This is a genomic window from Variovorax sp. YR566 (assembly GCF_051992195.1).
Classification (GTDB): domain Bacteria; phylum Pseudomonadota; class Gammaproteobacteria; order Burkholderiales; family Burkholderiaceae_C; genus Variovorax.
Map to the genome: position 1 here is coordinate 1,001,599 of NZ_CP197092.1, position 17,576 is coordinate 1,019,174.

Sequence of the window (17,576 nt, forward strand, 5' to 3'; positions counted from 1 at the left end):
TGATGCGTCATCGCAGCGTCATTGCGGCGTTGTTGCAGCTCACCGGGCAACGGTGATGCCAGGTGCGCCGGAGCCGGCCCCGCGACGCTTGAGAAAAGCGATCAGGGCATGGGCGCCAACGGCCAAGGCCACGAGCACCGCGGTGCCCAGGCCCCACACCCCCCAGGCCAGCACCGTGATTGCGCCGGACAGGGCGGGCACGGCGTCGAGGACGGCCTGAAGCATCGAGCTCGCCGACGCGATCATGGTGGCGAGTTCCTGCGCCAGCCCGGGCGGCGTCCAGGCCCTGAGCCAGTCGGGGACCAGGATCGCGCCCGCGGCGGGCGCGCCGCTGCCCAGAGCGCCTGCGTTGACGACCGCCCAGGCCACTGCCGCATGCGTGCCCCAGCAGGCCAGCGACCACAAGGCCAGGAGCACGGACGAGAGAAACCAGCTGATTGCGTAAAACATGGGTGTCGTTCCTTCAAAATGGCAGGCGCCCAGTATGGAGATGGGGCATCGTGATAGACACCAGCTTTCTTCGAACTTAGTATTCGGTTTTTCCGAACCAAGGTGCGTGTTGAACTACCGTCATCTCCACTACTTCTGGATGGTTGCCAAGGAGGGCGGCTTTGCCCGCGCCGCAGATCGCCTGGAAATGGCGGTACAGACCATCAGCGCGCAGGTGCGCGATCTGGAGAAGGCCCTGGGTCACCAACTGCTCAAGCCCTCGGGCCGCGGCGTGGCGCTGACTGAAGCGGGCCTCGCGGCGTATGCGCGGGCCGAAGAAATCTTCCAGCTCGGGCAAGGCATTGCCGAGGAGGTGCGCCAGGCGGCCAGCGCCAAGGTCGCGCGGCTGTCGGTGGGGTTGTCCGACGGCATCTCCAAGCTGGCGGCGCATGCGCTGCTGGAGCCGGTGCTTGCCACGCCGCACCTTCGCCTGGTGTGCCACGAGGGCGAGTTCGATGAACTGCTGTCCGAGCTGGCCCTGCATCAGCTGGATGTGGTGCTCGCCGGGCAGGCGGCCCCGCGCAACCCGAACCAGCGCCTGACCAGCGAACGCATCGCCCGCTCCAGATTGCAGTGGTACGGACCAGCCTCACTGGTCAGGAAGCAGGTGCGCGAGCGGTTTCCTCAGTCGCTGCAGGATCTTCCCGTGCTGCTACCCACGTTTCATTCGCCGCTGCGATCCACGCTGGACAACTGGTTCCAGGATCTCGGCCTGCGGCCCCGCGTCGTAGGAGAGTTCGAGGACAGCGCCCTGCTGGCGGTGTTTGCGGCCCGCGGGCTCGGGGTGTTTCCGGTCAGCCAGCTGGGCGCCCAGGATGTCGGGTTGATGCGGGGGCTGCGCCTGCTGGGAGACTGTCCCAACATCGGCGAGGAAGTGCATGCCATCTGGTCGCGCCGCGGGCAACATCACCCGCTGGTGCGCCAGATGGTCGCCTGCGCGCACGAGGCAGGCGCTGTCTAGCCCGCGCCTGGGTTCCGCACGGTCGCGGGGATGGCGGCTCAGGGCTGCGTTGGCGCTTCGCCGATGTACCAGTGCTTCAGCGCCGATCGCATGATCCACGTCTCCGAGGCTGCAAGGTGGCGGTCCGCCGTTGCGGCCGCGTCGGCGAAGCGAAGCACCTTGTGCTGCAGTCCTGGATCGCTCACCTCTTCCAGCAGTGCGGCCAGGGTGGCCTCGTCGATGCTGCCGGTCAGCAGGCGGCGCGCGTGCATGCCCATCAGCAGGTCTTCGCACAGGGTGTGCAGCACCCGGGCGAAGTCGCCCGGTGCAAGACCCAGCTCGCGCTCGATGTTCTGCCCGTGCAGGGCATCCATCTCCGAGTGGCTGACGTGGCCGTCCGAGATCAGCAGCAGCGCGACGATCCGGGCCGCCGCTTCGGGGCTGTTTGTGGGGTAGGTACGCATCATTTTTTCCTTTGGGTGTTGTTAAGGGAGGAAGGGGAAAGGCTCACGCCGGTCGCGCCGTAAGGGCGCAAGAAGTTTGCGCGGTGGGGTCAGTCGCGGCCGGGGTGGCGGCGTTGCGGGCGTTCGTGGCACACGGATTCGATGCGAGCAAGAACCGGCGCCGGTACGGGCGACACGCTGCGGTCTTGCAGTACCTGCCTGAACAGCTGCAAAGCTCTGGCGCAAGAAGAGGTGAGCAATTCGGCCACAAGTGGCAATAACTTCATGTGGGATCTCCTGATGGTCGGGGTGACCTCGAATGTGGGGCCGAGAGAGCGGCACAAGAAGCAGTTTTTCTCGATGTGGAAGTTAGAAAAAATATGCTGTGTCTGGTCGAGTGAGCGAGCTATGGTGCGGACTTCAACGAAGGGGAACGCTGATGTAGATTTTTTTCAAGAGCCGTGATCCCGCAGCGTCCGGGATACGGGAAGCCGTCGAGCGCCGCGTACGCTTTGTTCTTCGGCGCCGGAGTGCGCTGGTGCCGCGTGCCGATATCCGGCTGGCCGACGTGAACGGCCCCCAGGGGCGGGGTGGACAAGCACTGCCAGGTCGAGCTGCGCATGGATGGCGCGGGCGCAGTGGTTGTGTCGTCGGTGGCCAGGGATTGGCGCACGGCGCTCGACATGGCGCTGGCACGCGCACTGCGGCACGCGCAGCGTGCATGGCCTTGCGAGATCCAATGAGCGAACCACTCTGCTCAGACGCCATGCTTCGGTCATTGGTGGCGCGTGCCGACCGAGCGGCGGCTAGCCTTCTCGAACGCTACGCCCTGCGAGTTCAGTTCGCCGCCACGCAGTTCAAGTCGGCGCAGGCACTGGAGGAAGACGTCGATATCCGCCGCATCGATACCGTCGAGGAGATCGACGTTGAGACGCGCGATGCGAGGAAACAAATCAGCGAAGAGTTGCTGGCCCGAAGGGCTCAAGCGCACACGCACTTCGCGACCGTCCTCGGCATCCTGCTGTCGCTCTACCAGCTTTTTCTCGAAAAGGCTCTGCAGGCCACGCGAACTGCTCACGCGGTCCAGATGCAGACGCTCGGCGAGCTCGGAGGACGTGACCTCCCCAATCTGCGCGAGCATGCCGATCATTCCCCACTCGCGACGCGTGATGCCGAAACCGCCTTCGACCATGCGGGTCACCATGCAGCTGCTCTCGCGCGCTGCGCGCCATAACCGGTACAGCAGCAGGTTTTCCAGTGAACTGGGGGCGCGCAACGCAGCCGCATTGGGGAATGCTTGCATACAAATTAGAAGGTTGTGATCGCACCGATTCGCAGGCGGATGATTGAGTAGGTCGACTATTGCCTAGCGCACGATCTACGGTTCAGCGATGTCTCGTGAAGAGCCATGGCCTGAGCCGCTGTGCGTGGCCCTGATGGAGGTACGCAGGAGGATTGCCCAGCGTGTTGGCCCCTAGAGTGCATCGCATGCGATCAGCATACTTTTCACCTGCAGAGGTTGGCGGGCACGGGCCGAGGCGTCACTGGCGTCGGCGGTCAAAGTACTGGATTTGCGGGCCAAAGCAAGCTGGGCATGCCGCATGCGGCGACCTGCGACGACGCGCCGTTCGGCGGCATCCGAACGGCAGCGGCACCCATTCAAAGATGCCGTCTTGAATCACACCAGCAAGCTCTTCGCCACGTACGAGACATTGCGGCAGGTGGACCGACGGCGCCATGTATATCTCGACGAAGAGCTTCGCATGGCGACCGTGTCCGTCGGAGGCGAGGGAGATGCCCGCTCAGGACTTGATGAACGCCAGCAGGTCGGCGTTGAACTTGTCCTTGTGCGTGTCGGTCAGGCCGTGCGGTGCGCCGGGGTAGACGATGAGCTTGTTGTTCTTCACCAGCTTGGCCGAGGCCAGGCCGGCGGCGCCGATCGGCACGATCTGGTCGTCGTCGCCGTGGACGATGAGCGTGGGCACGTCGAACTTCTTCAGGTCTTCGGTGAAGTCGGTTTCAGAGAAGGCCTTGATCGAGTCGTAGGTGTTCTTGTGGCCGCCCGCCATGCCTTGCACCCACCACGAGTCGATGAGGCCCTGCGACACCTTGGCGCCGGGGCGGTTGAAGCCGAAGAAGGGACCCGAGGGCACGTCCTTGTAGAACTGCGAGCGGTTCGCTAGTTGCGCGGCGCGCAGGCCGTCGAACACTTCGATCGGCAGGCCGCCGGGGTTGGCGGCAGTCTTCAGCATCAGCGGCGGCACGGCCGAGATCAGCGCGGCCTTGGCCACTCGCTTGGTGCCGTGGCGGCCGATGTAGCGCGCCACTTCGCCGCCGCCGGTCGAGAAGCCGACCAGGATCACGTTCTTCAGGTCCAGCGTCTCGATGACGGTGGCGAGGTCGTCGGCGTAGGTGTCCATGTCGTTGCCGTTCCAGGGCTGGCTGGAGCGGCCATGGCCGCGGCGGTCATGCGCCACGGTGCGATAGCCCTGCGATGCGAGGAACAGCATCTGCGATTCCCAGCTGTCGGAGTTCAGTGGCCAGCCGTGGCTGAACACGACGGGCTGGCCGGAACCCCAGTCCTTGAAATACAGCTGTGTGCCGTCCTTGGTGACGATGGTGTTGCTCATGGTGCGTGTTCCTTTCAAAGAACGATGGATGGCGCCTTGGTTCGGCGCAGCGGTGGAAGCGGCGGACGCCGCCTTGGAGAAGCCGGTTGCCCCGAGGGCGCCGGCTGCGACGGATGCGCCTCCGAGCAGCAGGCTGCGGCGGGTGGGAGTGGCTGTCAAGTTCTTGCTGTTGGTGGACATGGTGCTTTCCTTTGTTGACGTGGTTGAGGTGAGATAAACTATCGCTTGTATTAATATCGCATGCGATATAAATGGCTTGAAAAAACAGGAAGACGGATGCAGCGATGCATCACGCGTTCCTGTCGAGGTTCGAACGCAGCGCCAGCAACTGGGCCCGCAGGACGCCGATTTCCTTGGGCGCCAGTTCCATCGCCTGCGCGACGCATGACGGAAGGGCTTTGGCCTTGCCGCGAAGCGCTCGGCCTTCGGCGGTGAGGGACACGATGACCTGGCGCTCGTCCGATGCCGACCGCACGCGCTGGATCAGGCCCCGCGCCTCGAGCCGCTTGAGCAGCGGGGTGAGGGTGGTGGTTTCGAGCGCCAGCCGCGTGCAGATCTCGGAGACGTTGATGCCGTCTTTCTCCCACAGCACGAGCATGACGAGGTACTGCAGATAGGTCAGGTCCAGGTCGTGCAGCAGGCCGCGATAGACCTTGTTGAGGCTCAGCATCGTCGAATAGAGCGCGAAGCAGAGCTGCTCGTCCAGCGCCAGCGAGTCGCCCTGCGGGGCGTTGACGGGCTTGGCGGGAAGGCGCTTGGAAGGCATAGGCCGGATATTAGATCGCATGCGATTTAAATGCAAGCAATATTAGTCTGATGGTGTGTGCGCTGTTCGTCTGAAAAATGGCACTGAGTGAATGATGAGGATGAGATGAATGATCGCGCGGTCCGCTCCGATCTTCGGCAGAGACCACGCAGGCCCAACTCGAGAAAATTGAACAACATCTCTGTTCACGCAGAGAGGTCGGCGCGGTCTTGGTTACCGCAATTCAGCCGAGCGGCACCGGCCCTAGAGTAGGTCCTCGGGCACCAGAGGCGCCAGCAGATCGATCTTCCAGCGCGACCAGAAATCCGTTTCGGGTTCCTGGTGGAGGATGGTGTCAGCCCCATCGCCCGAAGCCGGACTCACCCATTCGACGGCGCCCGTCAAGCCGAGCTGCAACTGGTACGCCCCGTCGAGCCGGATGAAGCCGATCAGGCTGGTAACCTGCTGCGCGATCTGCGGGCTGAAGATGAAGATCCCGACCTCGGTGTTGTGCAGTTTCGAGCGTGGGTCGAAGTTCATCGAACCGAGAAACACGATGTTGCGGTCGATCACGGCCGACTTGCCATGCAGCCGCCCGCTTGCGGAGCCATAGGTGCCGAAGCGCCTGGTTTGTTCCACCCGCCTGGGGCTGACTTCGTAGAGCGCCACGCCCAGCCGCAACATCTCCGCGCGATAGCGCCGGTAGCCGGTGTGTGCCAGCGATTGGTCAGTGGCCGCCAGCGAGTTGGTCACGATGCCGTAGCTCACGCCCTTGCCGCGGACGAAGCGGATCGACTCCATTCCTGTGGGTCCGGGAATCAGGTAGGGCGTAGTCTGCATGACCTCGATCTGCGCGCCGCGCAGGTAGCGTCGCAGGTTGTAGAGCACGCCGTCCATCGCCACCTCGGCGGGCAGCCCGCGCCCATCTTCCGTGAGCGCCAGGGCTTTGTCCGGCGGGTCGGCATACGCTTCTGCGCGCGCCCAGATGAGCGAAAGCGCTCCCGCGTTAAAGTCCCTCGCCAGGGGGGTGTTGCCCAGCAGGTCGGTGGAGTCGGGCTCCTCGGGGTGCAGCATCTGCGGCCCGCTGGTAAGCCGGTCGAAGCGCTCGTGCAATTCTTCGGCCGATTCGCTGCCCTTTGCCACCAGCGATTCGATGGGGTACGCGTAAGGGCTGTTCCAGTACATGTCGAACTGCGACGACAGCGTGGGTACTACGGCGCCAGCCACCAGCGTGTCGATGTCGATGAAGTTGGAGCCACCGTCGCGCAGGAAGTACTCGTTGGCGATGTTGCGCCCGCCCATGATCGCCATCGTGTTGTCCGCCACGAAGAGCTTGTTGTGCATGCGGCGATGCACGCGGTCGAAGTCCAACAGCGACGCAGCCACGCGTGTGCCGAGGAGGTCGCGCCCATCGGGAAACGGATTGAACAGGCGCACCTCGACATTCGGATGCGAGGCAAAGCTGGTGAAGAGCGCATCGGCACCCGCGGTGTGGAGATCGTCCAACAGCAGCCGCACGCGCACGCCGCGGTCCGCCGCCTCGCGCAGAGCGCGTAGCAGGTAGCGTCCACTCTCGTCGTTCTGCAGGAGGTAGTACTGCACGTCGATGGAGCGCTGTGCGCGCTGCGCAAGCTCGATGCGGGCGTGCAGCGAAAACTGCGGCATCGGCAGCAGGCGGAATCCGCTCAGTGGTTCGCCAGGTGGTGCGGCCAACTTGACGAGGCGGCCCAGCACAGTGTCCTCGCCGTCGGCGATGGCGGTCGAGGGTCTGCGTCGCACGTCGATGGGCAGGCCGGAGCAACCGGCCATGCAGAGAGCCGAGAGGCAAAGAAACAACCAGGCGATCCACCGGGCGTCCGGTTGATCGGTCGCCCGTTTGGAGGTGTTGTTCGGCATCGAAGAGAGAGCAACTTCAACTTGGCAGGCGCTTGAAGCGCGCCTCGTCACCTGCTGTACTTGGGCCATCGCTGGCGCGTGCCGCCCGAGCGGCGATCGGCTTTTTCTGGCACCGCGCCTAGCATGCTCAACTCGCGGCCACGCAGCTCGAGCCAGCGTAGGCACTGGAGGAAGGTATCGATGTATGCAGCATCGATGCCGTCGAGGAGCTCGATGTTGAGGTTCGCGAAGCGAGGGAACAACTCACGGAAGAGTTGATGGCCTGAAGGGCTCAGGCGCACATGCACTTCGCGGCCGTCCTCGGCGTCCTGCCGCCGCTCCACCAATTTCTTTTGGAAGAGACTGCTCAGACCGCGCGAGGTGCGAACGCGGTCCAGGTGCAGGCGCTCGGCGAAAGCCGAAGACCTGATCTCTCCGATCTGCGCGAGCATACCGATCATTCCCCACTCGCGATGCGTGATGCCGAAGCCGCCTTCGGCAAGGCGCGTGGCCATGCTGCTGCTGGCGCGGGTTGCACACGACAGCCTGTATAGAAGCAGGTCGTCCAAGGACTGGGGTGCGCGCAACGCACCCGCATCGGGGAAAGCTTGCATATGAATCAGGGGTGTATTGCCCCTCTCCGAAATCAAATACGGTCGAAGCAATTCATGTTCATCGCCTTGGTCCAGGCCTTGAAAAAATCACGGACAAACGTCGTCTGTGCTCCGAAATTTTTTGGGCTTCGACCAATGCCCGCAGTTGGTAGACCGGACAGAGAAGACAAAATCAGGGCACGTGCCGGTCTACTTGCGTTCCCCAGCAATGCGATCACGCCCTAGTCCACCAAAATGCCAGACTTGTTGGCCTGAAACGCAGGCCTCATCCCGCAACGAGGCAACGGGGAGTTGAGGGTGCAGGGAACTACCGGGCCAGGGTGTGCGGGCACTTGAAAGCTGTGTTCAGCTGCCGGCGTACGGCAGCGACGAGTGATGCACGACGATGCGCAGCTTGCCGGCACTGTCCTTCACGAAGGTCCAGGTCTTATCGACCGTAGTGACCTTGCCGTCTGGACCGGTGAACAGCACGTTACCCAGCGTGCTCGCCACGTCACCGTGGATGAGCACGGCGCTGTTGGCAATCTCGCACTTGCTCCAGCCCTTCAACGCGAAGCCGGTGTCGTTGGGAAATGTCGGATTGCCGCCCACGAAGTACGCCAGTGCGCCGTCGCGGGCGGTACGGAAGGTCTGCGGCGATGTCGTGAGCGTGGGCTTGAACAGCACCGCGCCCTGCTGGTAGGCGTACGCGCTGTCGATGACCTTCTCGGCCAGCGCCCTGGCCGCCGGCTGCCCGCCGCTGGCATTCGCGGCGCTGATGTCGATCAGTGCCTTGCACCACGCCTGCTGGGCCCCTAGGACTTCGGCTTCCGTGATGCTCTGGCTTGCGATCTTCTCTTTGGCGGCGGCCGGCAAGATCGCGCCCGCGATGAGGACGCTGGCGATGGCGATATGGGTGAAATGTTTCATCTTTGATTTCCGGTTGTGCTGCACGCCCTCCGCAGGTTGGTGCATGCAGGCGCAACGATACGCATCGACGTGCCCGGAATAAACGCCGCTTTGTGTCATTATTTGTCCCGGAATCCGGAACAAAAGGACGACTTTGATGGACCGATTGAGCGCCATGCAAGCGTTTGTTGCTGTTGTAGAGGCCGGTAGCTTTGTGGGTGCCGCCGATGAACTCGGGGTGTCGAAAACCTCGATTTCGCGTCTGGTCGTCGACCTGGAATCGCACCTTGGGGCCCGCCTGTTGCAGAGAACCACGCGCCGGGTGCGCCCGACGGAAGCGGGAGAACGCTTCTTCGCGCGGGCGAGCTTGTTGCTGTCGGATCTGGAGGAGGCCGAGTCCGAAGTCACTTGGGCCACGATCGCACCGAGCGGCCTGTTGCGGGTGAGCGTGCCGTTGTCGTTCGGGCAGCGCTATCTGGCGCCCCTCTTTCCTCTGTATCGGGAGCAGTATCCGGACGTTCAACTGGAAGTCTCCCTGACAGACCACGTAGTCGACCTGGTGAACGAAGGCTTCGACCTTGCCATTCGCGGGGCTTGGCAGCACCGCGAGACCTATGTCGCACGGCATCTCGCCCCTGTCCGTGTGGTGATCTGCGCATCGCCGGCCTATGTGGCCAAGCACGGCGTCCCACAATCGCCGGAGGCACTGACCGGGCACAACTGCTTGACCAAGATTTCCAGCGCCACCTCGGAAATCTGGACTATCTCCCAAGCTGGCGACACCGTCTCCATCCCTGTTCGAGGCAGCATGCGCGCTGACAGTGACGACGTTCTGGTGACCGCAGCATTGGCCGGCGAAGGCGTCGTCGTGATGCCGACGTTCATGGTCGGTGACGATATTGCGCAGGGCAATCTGGTGCCTTTGCTATTGGATTGGCAATACCGGCCGTTGACTCTCATGGCCGTCTACCCGACCAGGCGCTATCTGTCGGCCAAGGTCCGCACCTTCGTCGAGTTCATGCAGAAGGCGTTCGCGGGCGAGCCCGCCTGGGATCGATGGATGGACATGTTCCCGGAGGTGCGGAGAGCACATGATGACCGTTGAGCAGTGCTCTAAGGCGGTGCATCTCGAGTCGAATGAACTTCCTGAGCCAAGCGGGGGCGTCATACCCAGGCATTGAGTAGTTCCGCATTGCATCGACAAATAAGAAGCGTGAATTTCATTTCTTTACCGAAACAGCTCATCTGAGGTCATCTGGCGAGCAATAAATCGCTCAGTCAGCTACAGAGGCCTGGCGCCGAGATCCAATTGCCCAGCATCCCGCAGACAGGAGCAGGCATGCCGCCACGCACAACGCCAATTTGAGCGCGCTGTCGAAGAGCAGCGGCGCCACAACGCCCGACATGATTGCGAAGATCAGCATCTGCATGAAGTTCAAAAGCGATGCTGCCATGCCACGCATGGCGGGCACCAGTTCCAGTGTCATCAGGCTCATCCCAGGCAATCCGAGACCCAGACCAAAGGTGTAGAGCATGACCGGAAGGACTGCCCAAGGCACCGTGGCCGGGAACGCAAGGTTGTAGACTACGTTGGCGATCGACGCGATTGCCATGCAAACGAACCCTAGCCGAATGCTCGCGCCAGGCGGCATGCGATGGGAGAGCTTCGATCCAACGGCGGAACCTATCACCAACCCTCCGACCATCGGCACGAAGAGCCACGCAAACTGCGTTTCCGCCAATCCGAGGATGTGAATGACAAAGCTGGACGACGAAGCGATGTACAGACCCAATCCGCCAAATGCGAAGCCCACCGCCAATCCTCCAAAGAGAAATCGCACGTCCTGGATCGCGGCGAGGTAGTTCCTTGCCAAGTGCACGGGGTGAAAGGCCGAGCGCGAGGCGCGCGGAAGGCTTTCGGGCAGAAACCGCAGGCAAGCAAGAAGCAGTATGGCTGCGATGAGCGCCATGAACACGAAAGCCGCCTGCCAGCCAAAGTGGGTCTGCAGATACCCGCCTGCTATGGGCGCGATGGCAGGAGCCAGTCCGAACACCATCATGACTTGTGCGATGAGCCGCTGAGCCACCGGGCCCGAGAACTTGTCGCGGATGATGGCTTGGCCGACAACCATCCCGCTTCCCGCAGACAACCCCTGCAGTATCCGAAACGCCAACAACCATCCGAAGGTCGTCGACAGAGCCGCTCCAATAGACGCGGCGGTGAATATGACGAGTGAAGTCAGGATCACCCGGCGCCTGCCGAACGCGTCGGACAGGGTGCCGTAAAACAGGCTCATTGCTGCAAACGCCAGCAAGAAGCCGCTGAGAAGCTGTTGCACCACCTCGGGCGCAACAGCGAACTGTTCGCTGATCGCGGGAAACGACGGTAGAAATGTATCGATGGCGAACGGGCCGACCATGGCCAGCCCCGCCAGAATCAAAGTGAGAGTCAGTGTTGGCACGATCACGCTTTTTGGGTAGTACGGCTGAGCGCTGTTTCAGCGAGAGCGGGTCACACGACGCGAACCCCTAGTTCGCGAACAAGGTTGTCTGCTTGCTTTGTGGAGATGATTGCGCCCTTGAAAAACTGTGCGAGGTTGGCGATCGCCAGACCACCAAGGTCGGCTGAGCGAAGGTCAGCTCCATCGAATTGGACGCTCTTCAGGCTCGCGTCACGCAGGCTTCCGCCTTCAAAAACCGTTTCACGAAAATCGCACCTGGCCAGATCCGCATTGGAAAAATCCAAATGCCTGAGGATTTGTTTGCGAAAGGCAATGCCACGCAGATTTGCACCGGCGAGCAGCGACTCGTTGAACCTCAACCCCAGTGAGTTCGATCCGCAGAAGCTGGCGCCTGTCAGGTCGACTTCTGTAAAGAGCGTTGAGTAAAGCTTCGCCCGAACCCAACCGGTGCTGTTCAGGTCGCAGCGACTGAAGCGAGCGTCGGTCAAGTTGGCGAGATGGAAATTCGCTTTCCGCATCTTGCAAGCCAGCCAATGCGTGCCCGCGAGAACGGACTTCTCGAGCGACGTTTCTGCAAACATGCAGTCGACAAAATGAGCGCCGTGAAAGTTCAGCCCCGACAGATCCGTGCCATCGAACGTGCATCGCTCAAAACGCTGTGGCGGGTACTTGCTCGCGAGCAGGATGGTCAGGTGCTCTCGGGACAGAGTCCGTTGAGCAACGTAGCGAGAGCCGCGCAACGCAGCCGCATCGGGGAAAGCTTGCATATGAGTCGAATCAAGGGAGGGCCCCACGCACTGCATCCCCAGGATCAGCCTTCGCGGCTCAAGCATCAGGCGTCGCTTCGCCGCTGCAGCCCCAAGGCGCACTGACTGGGGCTGTCGGCGCAGCGCGTTACTTGCTACCGGCGTTCTCTCCGTACGAAGGCAGTTGTCCTGCCTTGTTTGCTTTCGCGACTTCGGCGCGACGTGCCTTGCGTTCGGCCGAGCGCTCTTCGCGCGACAGCTTGGCGGTTGCCGCAGGCTTCGGGTCGCCCTCGCCTGGCGTGAAAGTGCGGGTGGCGTCGGCGCCTGTCTGCTTGCGCGCCTGCCTGGCGGCGGCGCGATCGGCTGGTGATACCTTCGCTTTGGCTTCAGGCTTGGGGTCGCCTTCTCCGGGAGCGAAGGAGCGCGTGGCCTCGGCACCTTGTGCCTTACGCTCTGCGCGAGCAGTTGCCTTATCGGCGGGCGGGGTCTGGGCGAAGGCGGTGGAGGCGAGCAGGGTGACGGCGAGGGCGGATGCCCAAGTAATGTTTTTCATGTTGGATTTCAATGATTTGCGGAGATTGCCTGGCAACTGAAGCGATGCCGCGCAGGAAAGTGCCACGGACACCGGGCTTTCGTTTTTGCGCTGTACTGCCTGTCGCAGGTTTTTGCAGGCAGGCCCGACGATACGTGTCAACTCTGCTGGAATAAACGCCATCACGTGGCACTATTTATCCCGGAATCCGGAACAAAAGGACGACTTGATGGACCGGCTGAGCGCCATGCAGGCGTTTGTCGCTGTGGTGGAAGCAGGCAGCTTTGTGGGGGCCGCCGGCGAACTGGGTGTATCAAAAACCTCGATTTCGCGCCTGGTGGTCGATTTGCAATCGCACCTCGGAACCCGCCTGCTGCAGAGAATCACGCGCCGTGTGCGACCGACGGAGGCGGGAGAGCGTTTTTTCGCGCGGGCGAGCCTGCTGCTGTCGGACCTGGAAGAAGCCGAGTCCGAAGTCACTTGGAGCACGTTCACCCCGAGCGGACTGTTGCGCGTGAGCGTGCCCTTGTCATTCGGGCAGCGATATCTGGCGCCCCTGTTTCCTTTGTATCGGAACCAGTATCCGGACGTTCAACTGGAAGTCTCCCTGACAGACCACGTAGTCGACCTGGTGAACGAAGGCTTTGACCTTGCCATTCGCGCGACCCCGCAGCACCGCGAGACCTATGTCGCACGGCACCTCGCCCCATCCGCATGGTGATCTGCGCATCTCCGGCCTATGTGGCCAAACACGGCGCCCCACAATCGCCGGAGGCACTGATCGGGCACAACTGCCTCACCAAGACCTCTGGTGCCAACTCGGGAACCTGGACCGTCTCCCAGGCCGGCAACACCGTCTCTATTCCCGTGCGTGGCAGCATGCGGGCCGACAGCGGCGACGTTCTGCATACAGCAGCGTTGGCCGGTGAGGGGATCATCGTGATGCCGACCTTCATGGTCGGCGACGACATCGCGCAGGGCAAGTTGGTCCCATTGCTGCTGGATTGGCAATTTCGGGAGGCGACCCTCATGGCCGTCTACCCGACCAGGCGCTATCTGTCGGCCAAGGTCCGCACCTTCGTCGAGTTCATGCAGAAGGCGTCCGCGGGCGAGCCCGCCTGGGATCGATGGATGGACATGTTCCCGGAGGTTCAGAAAGGACACGGCTCTCCTGACGAATGAGGCTTTTGTAGCCTGCTGATCACCGCACTGGGTGTGTGGACGCCAATCCGCCGAGTGGATGGCGGCCTGCCGTGCGATCGGCCATAGTGCGTCGCCGCGCCCTCAGGCGTTCTTGAAATCGGGCGGACGCTTGTTGAGGAAGGCGTCCATGCCTTCCTTCTGGTCGACCGTGGCGAACAGCGCATGGAACAGCCGGCGCTCGAACATCACGCCGTCGCTCAGGCCGCTTTCGAAGGCGCGGTTGACCGATTCCTTCGCCGCCATCACCGAGATCTGCGAGTAGCCGCAGATGATCAGCGCCGCGCCCAGCGCCTCGTCGGCGAGCTTTTCGAAAGGCACCACGCGGCTCACGAGGCCGGCGCGCTCGGCTTCGGCGGCGTCCATCATGCGGGCTGTGAGCACCATGTCCATGGCCTTGCTCTTGCCCACTGCGCGTGGCAGGCGCTGCGTGCCCCCGGCGCCGGGGATCACGCCGATCTTGATTTCGGGCTGGCCGAACTTCGCGTTGTCGGCCGCGATGATGAAGTCGCACATCATCGCCAGCTCGCAGCCGCCGCCCAGCGCGAAGCCGGCCACCGCGCCGATCACCGGCTTGCGGATCGAGCGGATGGTTTCCCAGTTGCGCGTGATGTAGTCGCCTTTGTAGGTGTCGATGAAGCTGTACTTGGCCATCGCCGCGATGTCTGCGCCGGCCGCGAAGGCGCGCTCGCTGCCCGTGAGGATGATGCAGCCGATGGCGTCGTCCGCATCGAAGGCCTTCAGGGCCTGGCCCAGCTCGGTCATGAGCGCGTCGTTGAGCGCATTCAGGGCCTTCGGGCGGTTGAGGGTGATGATGCCGACCTTGCCTGCTTCGGTCCGCACTTCGATGTTTTCGTAGCTCATTTTTGACTGCATGCCCTGACGGCGCTAAAGAATCAATGCTAGCTGCCGGGCTGGTCGGAAATCAATGAGCAAGAACGCACGACGCATTTGCAGAAATCCACATGTGCCCACTTTGTCCGTCAAAGCCACCTCTTTGGCCGCCGACGCAAGTGACGCCATGTAGGGTGCCTTGGATACTTCGAGACGTGGTCTCCCACTGTTGACCTCGCGGCGCTTGTGCACAGCCGACGGGAGATCGCGACGTCAGCAACAAGAACAGGAGACATCCACAATGGAAAGTGCCATGCGCCGCCACACGGTCGCGGACCTGCTGCGCCGGACCGCGCGGCGCGTTCCCACCAAGACTGGTTTGGTTTGCGGTGACGTACGTTGGACATTCGCCGAATTCGATGCGGTTGTCGACAGCGTGAGTGCGGGGCTGGCTCGCATGGGCGTGGCATACGGGAGCCGGGTGGCAATCCTTTCCCGAAACTCGCATGCCTTTGCGGCCTTCCGTTTCGCCGTGGCGCGGCTCGGCGCTGTTCTGGTGCCGATCAACTTCATGCTGAAAGCGGAAGAGGTCGCGTACATCCTGCGCCATGCCGACGCGGAGATGCTTGCCGTCGACAGTGGATGCGCGGAGCTTGGGCGCGCCGCTGCTGCCAAGGACACCGCTGTGCGGCAGTTCGTCTGGCTGCCCTCCGAGGACTCGATTTCGGCGGTGGAGGGCATGACCTCGTTCGACGACCTCGCTGCGACTGCTGCAGCACCTCCCGAGGTGCTGCAGCTCGCAAGCTCGGATCTCTTGCAGATCGTCTACACGAGCGGCACCGAGTCGATGCCAAAGGGCGCGATGCTCACTCACGACGCGGTGATCTGGCAATACGCGAACTGCGCGATTGAGGTCTCCATCGGGGTGGAAGACGTGGTGCTGCACGCCTTGCCCTTGTATCATTGCGCGCAGCTGGACGTGTTTCTTGGGCCCGCCGTCTACATCGGGGCGACCAGCATCGTGACCGCGAAGCCGACACCAGAGAACCTGCTTGCCCTCATGGCAAGGCACCGGGTCACCTCCTTCTTCGCACCGCCTACCGTCTGGATCGCATTGCTGCGGTCGCCGCTGCTCGACGCGACGGACTGGTCGTCGCTGACGAAGGGGTACTACGGCGCATCGATCATGCCCGTGGAGGTGCTGCGAGAACTCAAGCGCCGCCTGGGTCAAGTTCGGTTCTGGAACCTGTACGGCCAGACAGAAATCGCACCTCTTGCGACACTCCTTGGCCCGGAGGATCAGTTGAGGAAGCCGGGCTCTTGTGGCCGCCCCGCGCTCAACGTCGAGACGCGAGTGGTTGCCGAAGGCATGCGCGACGTGGAGCCTGGTGAAGTCGGTGAAATCGTTCACCGCTCGCCCCACCTGATGCTCGGCTACCTGAATGACGAGCCGCGCACGAAAGCGGCTTTCGAGGGGGGGTGGTTTCACTCGGGCGATCTGGCGACTATCGACGACGAAGGTTTCATCACGGTCGTCGATCGCATGAAAGACATGATCAAGACCGGCGGCGAGAATGTTGCCAGTCGCGAAGTGGAAGAGATGGTTTTCCGCATCCCCGAGGTGTCCGAGGTGTCCGTGATTGGCGTACCCCACCCGAAATGGGTGGAGGCAGTGGTCGCCGTCGTGATCGTCAAGGCTGGGCGGGAACTCAGTGAGGCGGACGTCATCACGTACTGCGCTCATCACATGGCGGGGTTCAAAGTCCCCAAAGCAGTGGTGCTGACCGACTCGTTCCCCAAGAATCCCAGCGGCAAGGTTCTGAAGCGTGAGCTTAGGGAAAAGTACGCGCAGGTATTCCAATAGGGGAGGCTAGAGTCGAGGCTCGGCATCCACTACAAGGAGACAGGAAATGTTGCCCGGGCGGTTTCAGCAATGAAGGCTTCAGCGGCAGCGGCCAGGCCCTCTGTTGCCATGTCCTGGGTCCGCGGGACGGCGCGACACTTCGAATCTGTCGGACTCGACGTTCGCGCGCTGTTTCGTGACGCCGGATTGAATTACGAGGATCTGAACGATCGCGATGCGCGCATCGATGGAGACAGCATCAGCCTGCTTTGGGAGCTCGCTGTAGCGCGCTCTGGCGACCCCAATCTTGGCCTTGCAAACTCGGACGTGCTGCATCCAGGCAGCTTGGACATGATCATGCATGTCATGATGAGTTCGCCAGATCTGGGGGCTGCGGTGGGCAGGTTCATACGGTACATGCGCCTCGTCAGCCACGTCGCCGACATCAGTCTGGTGCGCGACGATGCAGCCTACGTATTCACCTTGCATATCGACGGTATCGCGAGGCCCGTGCCGCGGGCGCGCGTGGACTTTGCCGTCGTCATGATCCTGAACATCATGCGATGGCTGACAGCCCTGAACCTGCGTCCGCTGGCGGCTGGGTTTCCGTATGCGGCATCGGGCGAATTGGAAGCCTACCGGCAGGCGTTCCGTTGCCCATTGCAGTTCAATGCCCCGTCGCACCAGCTGCACTTTGCTGCATCGGATGTATTGGCACCTCTGCCCACCGCCAATCCCGCTTTGCAGGAACTGACGGATCGTGTGGCCAGCGATCACCTCACACTGTTGGATTCCACCCGAGTCGTCCCGCGAGTCAAGCACATCGTCGTTCAGAGGCTGCCTGACGGTGAGCCGCTGCGCGCGAGGATTGCAGAAGTATTGGGCATGAGCGAGCGAACCCTGCAACGTCGTCTCGACGCAGAGGGAACCTCGTTCAACGAGCTGGTGGACCAGACGCGGCGCGAGCTCGCTGAGCAGTACCTCCGCAGCCGCAAGATCGCCATTGCCGAAGTCGGCTATCTTCTCGGCTTCTCGGACCAGAGTACCTTCTATCGCGCTTGCAAGCGATGGTTTGGAACCTCGCCAGGCGACTACCGAAGCAGCGTCGCCAACGTACCTTGACCGTGGCGCGAGCCCACGGTTTGAGTCGCCGACGGTATCGTGCCTGCGTCGCTTGGCCGGCAAACCCAGTACTTTGGCCGCTGGCGCCAGTGACCCCCTGAGGCGCGCTCGACAGACTCCCTGTCGACGGTGCGCCGATTGCATGCAAAGGATGCAACCGGACAGCCCCGCGGAGCCCGCCCTGTGGCGGCTCACCATAAAAGGAGACAAGGC

At 62.6% G+C, this 17,576-nt stretch carries 17 protein-coding genes and 1 pseudogene; 6 read left to right on the forward strand and 12 right to left on the reverse strand.

Annotated elements, in window-relative coordinates; all coding sequences use genetic code 11:
* Positions 1–39: 39 nt before the first annotated feature.
* On the reverse strand, positions 40–450 hold the full coding sequence (locus tag ACTG4X_RS04615; RefSeq protein ID WP_007831534.1) for a hypothetical protein: 411 nt from the start codon (positions 448–450) through the stop codon (positions 40–42).
* 106 nt (positions 451–556) lie between these two features.
* On the opposite strand from ACTG4X_RS04615, the gene ACTG4X_RS04620 reads away from it, so the two are divergent.
* Entirely contained in the window at positions 557–1,450 is an 894-nt protein-coding gene (locus ACTG4X_RS04620) for a LysR substrate-binding domain-containing protein (RefSeq protein WP_097200344.1), read from the forward strand.
* Positions 1,451–1,488: 38 nt separating this feature from the next.
* On the opposite strand, the gene ACTG4X_RS04625 is transcribed toward ACTG4X_RS04620, so the two are convergent.
* The gene (locus ACTG4X_RS04625) at positions 1,489–1,893 is read right to left on the reverse strand and encodes a TerB family tellurite resistance protein (RefSeq protein ID WP_007831536.1); all 405 of its coding nucleotides are present in this window, start codon (positions 1,891–1,893) and stop codon (positions 1,489–1,491) included.
* A 569-nt stretch (positions 1,894–2,462) separates the two neighbouring features.
* Here ACTG4X_RS04625 and ACTG4X_RS04630 point away from each other — a divergent pair.
* On the forward strand, positions 2,463–2,615 hold the full coding sequence (locus ACTG4X_RS04630; protein ID WP_237726061.1) for a hypothetical protein: 153 nt from the start codon (positions 2,463–2,465) through the stop codon (positions 2,613–2,615).
* A gap of 32 nt (positions 2,616–2,647) precedes the next feature.
* Here ACTG4X_RS04630 and ACTG4X_RS04635 read toward each other — a convergent pair whose 3' ends face one another.
* The 6 genes from ACTG4X_RS04635 to ACTG4X_RS04660 form a co-directional block, all read right to left on the reverse strand.
* Entirely contained in the window at positions 2,648–3,175 is a 528-nt protein-coding gene (locus ACTG4X_RS04635) for a MarR family winged helix-turn-helix transcriptional regulator (RefSeq protein WP_097200343.1), read from the reverse strand.
* A 499-nt stretch (positions 3,176–3,674) separates the two neighbouring features.
* The gene (locus ACTG4X_RS04640) at positions 3,675–4,682 is read right to left on the reverse strand and encodes an alpha/beta fold hydrolase (RefSeq protein WP_179830495.1); all 1,008 of its coding nucleotides are present in this window, start codon (positions 4,680–4,682) and stop codon (positions 3,675–3,677) included.
* A 109-nt stretch (positions 4,683–4,791) separates the two neighbouring features.
* Positions 4,792–5,268 (reverse strand): MarR family winged helix-turn-helix transcriptional regulator, encoded by a 477-nt coding sequence (locus tag ACTG4X_RS04645; protein ID WP_007831542.1) that lies wholly within the window; start codon positions 5,266–5,268, stop codon positions 4,792–4,794.
* Between the two features lie 243 nt (positions 5,269–5,511).
* Positions 5,512–7,143, reverse strand: coding sequence for a phospholipase D family protein (locus ACTG4X_RS04650; protein WP_097200341.1), 1,632 nt, complete (start codon positions 7,141–7,143; stop codon positions 5,512–5,514).
* A gap of 47 nt (positions 7,144–7,190) precedes the next feature.
* Positions 7,191–7,736, reverse strand: coding sequence for a MarR family winged helix-turn-helix transcriptional regulator (locus tag ACTG4X_RS04655; protein ID WP_440533315.1), 546 nt, complete (start codon positions 7,734–7,736; stop codon positions 7,191–7,193).
* Positions 7,737–8,081: 345 nt separating this feature from the next.
* Entirely contained in the window at positions 8,082–8,645 is a 564-nt protein-coding gene (locus ACTG4X_RS04660; protein ID WP_097200930.1) for a hypothetical protein, read from the reverse strand.
* Positions 8,646–8,781: 136 nt separating this feature from the next.
* Here ACTG4X_RS04660 and ACTG4X_RS04665 point away from each other — a divergent pair, with 136 nt between their 5' ends.
* Complete coding sequence (locus ACTG4X_RS04665; protein WP_093210020.1) at positions 8,782–9,729, forward strand: LysR family transcriptional regulator; 948 nt, start codon at positions 8,782–8,784, stop codon at positions 9,727–9,729.
* Between the two features lie 169 nt (positions 9,730–9,898).
* Here ACTG4X_RS04665 and ACTG4X_RS04670 read toward each other — a convergent pair whose 3' ends face one another.
* The 3 genes from ACTG4X_RS04670 to ACTG4X_RS04680 all read right to left on the reverse strand — a co-directional run bounded on the left by ACTG4X_RS04670 (position 9,899) and on the right by ACTG4X_RS04680 (position 12,547).
* The gene (locus ACTG4X_RS04670) at positions 9,899–11,086 is read right to left on the reverse strand and encodes a multidrug effflux MFS transporter (RefSeq protein ID WP_257015012.1); all 1,188 of its coding nucleotides are present in this window, start codon (positions 11,084–11,086) and stop codon (positions 9,899–9,901) included.
* 50 nt (positions 11,087–11,136) lie between these two features.
* Entirely contained in the window at positions 11,137–11,853 is a 717-nt protein-coding gene (locus ACTG4X_RS04675; RefSeq protein WP_093210033.1) for a pentapeptide repeat-containing protein, read from the reverse strand.
* 127 nt (positions 11,854–11,980) lie between these two features.
* Entirely contained in the window at positions 11,981–12,547 is a 567-nt protein-coding gene (locus ACTG4X_RS04680; protein ID WP_143696832.1) for a hypothetical protein, read from the reverse strand.
* A 64-nt stretch (positions 12,548–12,611) separates the two neighbouring features.
* Between ACTG4X_RS04680 and ACTG4X_RS04685 the strand changes: the two are divergent.
* Positions 12,612–13,546, forward strand: a pseudogene (locus ACTG4X_RS04685) (LysR substrate-binding domain-containing protein).
* A gap of 102 nt (positions 13,547–13,648) precedes the next feature.
* Here ACTG4X_RS04685 and ACTG4X_RS04690 read toward each other — a convergent pair.
* Entirely contained in the window at positions 13,649–14,428 is a 780-nt protein-coding gene (locus ACTG4X_RS04690; protein ID WP_007831549.1) for an enoyl-CoA hydratase, read from the reverse strand.
* 271 nt (positions 14,429–14,699) lie between these two features.
* Here ACTG4X_RS04690 and ACTG4X_RS04695 point away from each other — a divergent pair, with 271 nt between their 5' ends.
* Both ACTG4X_RS04695 and ACTG4X_RS04700 read left to right on the forward strand, forming a co-directional pair.
* Positions 14,700–16,262, forward strand: coding sequence for a fatty acyl-CoA synthetase (locus ACTG4X_RS04695; protein ID WP_093210023.1), 1,563 nt, complete (start codon positions 14,700–14,702; stop codon positions 16,260–16,262).
* A gap of 108 nt (positions 16,263–16,370) precedes the next feature.
* The gene (locus ACTG4X_RS04700) at positions 16,371–17,363 is read left to right on the forward strand and encodes an AraC family transcriptional regulator (protein WP_007831552.1); all 993 of its coding nucleotides are present in this window, start codon (positions 16,371–16,373) and stop codon (positions 17,361–17,363) included.
* The last annotated feature ends 213 nt before the right edge of the window (positions 17,364–17,576 follow it).

What these genes read in the sequence shown, in the direction of transcription:
- ACTG4X_RS04680 (WP_143696832.1), bottom strand. Translation starts at nt 12,547, where the DNA reads ATGGCGTTTATTCCAGCAGAGTTGACACGTATCGTCGGGCCTGCCTGC.
- ACTG4X_RS04625 (WP_007831536.1), bottom strand. Translation starts at nt 1,893, where the DNA reads ATGCGTACCTACCCCACAAACAGCCCCGAAGCGGCGGCCCGGATCGTC.
- ACTG4X_RS04665 (WP_093210020.1), top strand. Translation starts at nt 8,782, where the DNA reads ATGGACCGATTGAGCGCCATGCAAGCGTTTGTTGCTGTTGTAGAGGCC.
- ACTG4X_RS04650 (WP_097200341.1), bottom strand. Translation starts at nt 7,143, where the DNA reads ATGCCGAACAACACCTCCAAACGGGCGACCGATCAACCGGACGCCCGG.
- ACTG4X_RS04660 (WP_097200930.1), bottom strand. Translation starts at nt 8,645, where the DNA reads ATGAAACATTTCACCCATATCGCCATCGCCAGCGTCCTCATCGCGGGC.
- ACTG4X_RS04635 (WP_097200343.1), bottom strand. Translation starts at nt 3,175, where the DNA reads ATGCAAGCATTCCCCAATGCGGCTGCGTTGCGCGCCCCCAGTTCACTG.
- ACTG4X_RS04640 (WP_179830495.1), bottom strand. Translation starts at nt 4,682, where the DNA reads ATGTCCACCAACAGCAAGAACTTGACAGCCACTCCCACCCGCCGCAGC.
- ACTG4X_RS04645 (WP_007831542.1), bottom strand. Translation starts at nt 5,268, where the DNA reads ATGCCTTCCAAGCGCCTTCCCGCCAAGCCCGTCAACGCCCCGCAGGGC.
- ACTG4X_RS04700 (WP_007831552.1), top strand. Translation starts at nt 16,371, where the DNA reads ATGTCCTGGGTCCGCGGGACGGCGCGACACTTCGAATCTGTCGGACTC.
- ACTG4X_RS04675 (WP_093210033.1), bottom strand. Translation starts at nt 11,853, where the DNA reads ATGCAAGCTTTCCCCGATGCGGCTGCGTTGCGCGGCTCTCGCTACGTT.
- ACTG4X_RS04695 (WP_093210023.1), top strand. Translation starts at nt 14,700, where the DNA reads ATGGAAAGTGCCATGCGCCGCCACACGGTCGCGGACCTGCTGCGCCGG.
- ACTG4X_RS04615 (WP_007831534.1), bottom strand. Translation starts at nt 450, where the DNA reads ATGTTTTACGCAATCAGCTGGTTTCTCTCGTCCGTGCTCCTGGCCTTG.
- ACTG4X_RS04655 (WP_440533315.1), bottom strand. Translation starts at nt 7,736, where the DNA reads ATGCAAGCTTTCCCCGATGCGGGTGCGTTGCGCGCACCCCAGTCCTTG.
- ACTG4X_RS04690 (WP_007831549.1), bottom strand. Translation starts at nt 14,428, where the DNA reads ATGAGCTACGAAAACATCGAAGTGCGGACCGAAGCAGGCAAGGTCGGC.